At 45.9% G+C, this 4786-nt stretch carries 6 protein-coding genes; 2 read left to right on the top strand and 4 right to left on the bottom strand.

Going from position 1 to position 4786, the window contains the following annotated elements:
- The first annotated feature begins 375 nt into the window (after positions 1-375).
- On the top strand, positions 376-1116 hold the full coding sequence (locus A3K86_RS00090) for an AzlC family ABC transporter permease (protein WP_068325802.1): 741 nt from the start codon (positions 376-378) through the stop codon (positions 1114-1116).
- A gap of 1 nt (position 1117) precedes the next feature.
- Positions 1118-1441 (top strand): AzlD domain-containing protein, encoded by a 324-nt coding sequence (locus A3K86_RS00085; protein WP_068325796.1) that lies wholly within the window; start codon positions 1118-1120, stop codon positions 1439-1441.
- Between the two features lie 73 nt (positions 1442-1514).
- Here the strand turns inward: A3K86_RS00085 and A3K86_RS00080 are convergent, their stop codons facing one another.
- The 4 genes from A3K86_RS00080 to A3K86_RS00065 all read right to left on the bottom strand — a co-directional run.
- A complete protein-coding gene (locus A3K86_RS00080; protein ID WP_068325793.1) occupies positions 1515-2126 on the bottom strand; it encodes a DJ-1 family glyoxalase III in 612 nt (203 codons plus the stop codon).
- Positions 2126-3025: a 2-dehydropantoate 2-reductase gene (panE, locus tag A3K86_RS00075; RefSeq protein ID WP_068325790.1), complete on the bottom strand. Its 900-nt coding sequence runs from the start codon at positions 3023-3025 to the stop codon at positions 2126-2128. Before panE ends, A3K86_RS00080 begins: the two co-directional genes overlap by 1 nt.
- A gap of 164 nt (positions 3026-3189) precedes the next feature.
- Positions 3190-3843: a helix-turn-helix transcriptional regulator gene (locus A3K86_RS00070; RefSeq protein ID WP_068325787.1), complete on the bottom strand. Its 654-nt coding sequence runs from the start codon at positions 3841-3843 to the stop codon at positions 3190-3192.
- 237 nt (positions 3844-4080) lie between these two features.
- Positions 4081-4786, bottom strand: a 706-nt coding sequence (locus A3K86_RS00065; protein WP_198160389.1) for an L-serine ammonia-lyase, iron-sulfur-dependent, subunit alpha, incomplete at its 5' end; no start/stop codon positions are given.

Below are 4786 nucleotides of genomic sequence, written 5' to 3'. Positions count from 1 at the left end.
TAAGGTTGTTGTAAGCCGTACCGTGAGAGTAGGGACCGATAGCTGCTGGTGCGTTGTCTGAAGTTACGACAGTTTTCATTTGTTTTACCTTTAATTAAACATCAAATTGCAGCTTTACTTGTGTTGCATTAAATCTCTCGCTGCAATGCAATTTGCAAATATAATACAAAGGATTTTGCACTAATCAATGGTGGTTTTACGTCAAAGTTGATTTTGATCACGTTTGTTTTACGATTTTGTCGGGTTTGATGTGGTTTTATGATCGAGGTCTTATTTCAAATAAATTTGCATGCAATTTTTGTTGTTCAATTGTTCGTTGTCGAATATATTTCAGTTTGCAAATAAATTTGATGTTTTCGTTAGAAGAGTTGAATCATGAAAAAACAACTGATGAGTGCAGGCTTTAAAGCAATAGCACCTTTGTGTATTGGGGCATTCCCTTTCTCATTTATCGTGGGTGCGGTGAGTATCCAAGCAGGTATGGACATAGTGCAAAGTACACTATGGGCATTTACTGTGTTTGCAGGTTCTGCACAGATGGTGGCGTTAGGTCTGTTCCAATCAGGTGCCAGCATGGCGGTGATCATGCTGACGACATTCATCATTAACCTTCGTCATGTGTTGTACAGTGCATCACTGTCTGAGCATGCGAAAGATTACCCGTTACATATCCGTATGCTGATGGCTTACGGTCTAACTGATGAAGTGTACGCATCAACCATTACTGATATGCGTAAAGAAAAAGAAGGTCGCCACTGGTTCTACCTTGCAGCCATGTTTGGTTTCTGGGGTAACTGGGTACTGGCTAACTTGCTAGGTGCTTTGGTGGGTTCTTCATTCCCAGATATTGCAAACTACGGTCTAGAGTTTGCGATGGTTGCTGCGTTTATCGCGATTGTTATTCCACAAGTGAAAAGCCGTGAATGTATTGTGGCGGCAGTGGTTGCAACGATTTCAGGTATTTTGCTATCTGGTTTACCACATTCGCTAGGTTTGGTTGTGGCGGCTGCCATTGGTGTGTTTGCCGGTTACCAAATGGATCTCGCGACAGAGAAAGATGAGAAACAACGTTTACAACAGCAAGCTGAACTAGCAACAGAAACTGAGGGCGCATAAGATGGACATGACTACTTTCTTGATCTTCACATTGGGTATGGCTGCGGTTACTTTTGCTATCCGTTTCTCTGTGATTGGTATGGCAGGCTCATTTGAAATGTCTGACCGTATGAAGCGTACACTACGTTTTGTACCTGTAACTGTACTGCCGGCGATTATCGCGGTTGAGATTTTAGGTGCTGGTCCAAACATGATGTTCAGCCTTGAAAATCCACGTGTACTGGCTGCGATTGTTTGTACCATTGTGAGCTTACGTTTTGACTTGGTATGGGTTGTACTAAGTGGTATGGGATCACTACTATTATTCCAAAATATTCTGGGTTAATAGCTAAGATTCAGTTCAACAAAAACGCAGCCAAGTGGCTGCGTTTTTTGTTATCTATCTGGCGGTTGTTGTGTTATTTGCGCGGTAACACGTCGTAGTGCATGTTTGGCCACACTACCATAGGTTCAGCAACGGCTGCCGCTTTCTCTTTGCTTGCCAGTTGATTGATAATTTCAAAGGCAAATTCTTGCGCTGTACCTGGCCCTTGGCTGGTTAGCAGGTTATGTATCTTGTCGAAGTAAAAGCGTTTGTGACGGCGCTTTTCTTCAGCCAATTGCTCGATAAAGGCAGGGTGCGCTGTCATGAATGCTTCTGGGAACATGTTGTGATAGTGCAATACAACTATAGGTGCTGCACAGATAGCGGCGATCAACTTACCGTCGTAGCGGTGTTGGTTAACGAATTCGACCAGTAGTGGGCTATCACGGAAGCATTCTGCGCCACCAACGCCACCCGGCAGTACCACACAATCAAACTCTTCATCGGCGATTTCAACTAACGCGATATCGGCACCGATTTTGATCCCACGAGAACCTTCCATGATCAACGCGCCATCTGAGGCAACACTGGCGACAGTTACGTCAAATTCAGCACGACGCAGAATATCGATCGCGGTGATCGCTTCCATTTCTTCTGTACCAGGAGCGATACAAACAACAACTTTAGGGGTAGATGAAATAGTCATCAGGCTTCTTGCTCCAATTGTTTGATTTGTTGCCAGAGTTGAGTATTGCAAGGTGTCTCGATTCCGTGAGCTTGTGCTCGTGCAACCACATGCCCCGTAATATAGTCGATTTCGGTCGGGCGGTGGTGGCAAAGGTCTTGATTCATAGACGAAAAGTTATTGGCTGTTGCTTCTATAACCTGATCGACCAAACTTTTAAGGCTTTCAGCTTGGGTAGGATAACCTTCGGCACGCATCACAGCTGCAACTTCATCGCAGATTTGGTTTAAGTATGGCTGATACTTAGCTTGTGCGAGCTCGCCATTTTTACATTGCTCACGCGCCGTTAGTGGATTGATGGCGCAATTGATCGCGAGCTTGTGCCACAAGGGCTGCAAAATATCGTCATGCCACTGGCAAGGGGAGAGCGTAGCATTGAAAACATCGGCTAACGATTGGTAACGCTTAGCATTGTCGGTGAGTGCGCCGAGCCAAGTTTGCCCTTGTCCAGTGTGTGAAATACTGTCTGGCGTTGGCTGAAAAGCGGCTTGCGCTGTGGTGGCGTATAGCAGTGGGTTATTAGGCAGTAAATGTTTGGCGATAGTTTGGCTTCCCATGCCGTTGTGCATAATGATCACTGGTGTCGTTGTGCTTAGCGAGGACAGAATATCCCGTAAGGCTTGCTCGACTTGAAAGGCTTTGACGGTCACGAGCACACATTCACTATTGGCGAGTTGTTGTGCTTGGTTGCTTGCAAAAGTCAGCGTTTGTACTGGTGAGTGTGTGGCAGCGAGTGGGGTGAATGAAAACTGGGTTTGCGGTTTATCATCACGGGTCCAGAGGTGCACCTGATGTTCTTTGGCAAGCGCCGCTGCCCATAGGCGACCAATCGCCCCGACGCCAACAATGGTAATGCGCATGAATTCTGTCCTCAACACTGGCATTTGTGGCAAGGGTAATCGCTATTTAGCTGATCATCAAATCATTCTTATGGTGATCAGCAGCTAAAAAAAGCGCTCAGTGATGGGAGCGCTTTTATGGTGTACGTGACTGTTAGTGCGGTTTTTCGCAAACAGTTTGATGATCAGCTGGCGTTTTTCAGATCGCGTAAGTAACGATAAACCGTGTCACGGGAGACATTGAGCGATTCTGCGGTGATCACAATGGCATCTTTGATATTGAAAACACCATTATCAAACAGTTGCTCGACGATCACTCGGTTACGTTTGTGAGTCGGGATCGAATCATCATTCATCGCGGCATTTTTCACACGCTCGATAGAATCATTGAGCATTTCGTCAGGGTTCTTGGCAAAGGTTTCTGGCGAAGTGTGGTTGTGAGCTGCTGGAAGCTGATTTGGTAGTAGCGTGCCTAGGAATGAGTGGATTGGCGCATCCATGTCGGCATTAATACACAACAAACCAATGGCAGTGCCTAAATCATTACGAATAATGGTGGTGACAGAGCGGATCAACTTACCTTTTGAGCAACGGCTGAAGTAGGGCTCAGAAACATCGGCACCTGATTTCAGCTTTTCAAGCGCAAGGTTAGTAATAGGGGCACCGATCCCACGGTCGGTGACGTGGCCATTGGCGATTTTGATGATCGATGGGTTATCGATATCAAGGCTGTGAAGTGCCACTTCAGTATGGGTGCCGTACATCGCGGCAATGCCATCAACGACATTTCCCATTGCATCTAAGATCAGACGGTCACTCACAGATAGTGTGACTAGCATGTTCCATTTCCTTTAATAGCAAACGAAAGCCTATTCAATATTAGTATATGCACTTGTATAAAATGACTTTGGTTTGATGCAGTTAGACCTATCATAATGAGTAATTACTCATTTTTGCTAGTTAACATTGGTAGGGTAATAAACGTGAACTGGGCGAAAATATCGCACATTTTTTTCGCAGCCTAGTTCGGGCTTGAAATAAAAATCGCCACCAATGATAGGTGGCGATTATGAACCTTAAACAGACATGATTTCAATGATTTCTTTGTCTGTTTGTAGCATACCGCCACTTACCATACGGCCAACGTTGCGTATGGTTTTCTCAACATCGCGTGAGATCACCCCTTGCATTGCCGCTGCATGGTTATGCATAGCAAGAAGCATTGATTTAACCGCTGCTTGAGACGAGCTACCTACCTTCATCGCACAAGTGGCTTTCGCGCCGTCACACACCATACCTGTGGTGTCACTCAGTACGTTTTGAATAGCAAAGCATGACTGAGCAAAGTCGCCACCGCGTAGGTAAACCATTGCCATTGCCGCTGCCGCACTGGTTGCTGTGTTACCACAGAATGCAGACAGTGGTGGGTAGTGAGATTTAATGTACACCGCACCTAGGTGGCTCATGATAAGTGCACGCGCGAGTGTTTCATCGTTAGCGCCAACAAATTCCGCAGTTTTCACAACTGGAATTGTTGCTGCAATACCTTGGTTACCACTGCCGTAGTTGCTCATTGCAGGCAGGGTTGCACCACCCATACGTGCATCCGATGCTGCAGAGGTGTACATCAGAATTTCGTTAGATAGACATTTGCCCATCATGCCGTCATTCATACTGTCATCCATAGTACGACCGATTTGCAGACCGTACTCGTGGTCCATACCTTCTTGCGATAGCGCCACGTTTAGGTGCTTCGCTTCAAGGATGAACTCGATGTCACTG

The sequence above is a fragment of the Photobacterium jeanii genome (assembly GCF_001650345.1).
Taxonomy (GTDB): Bacteria; Pseudomonadota; Gammaproteobacteria; order Enterobacterales; family Vibrionaceae; genus Photobacterium; species Photobacterium jeanii.
Note: the sequence above shows the minus strand (reverse complement) of the source record. Positions and strands in the feature narration are given on the sequence as shown.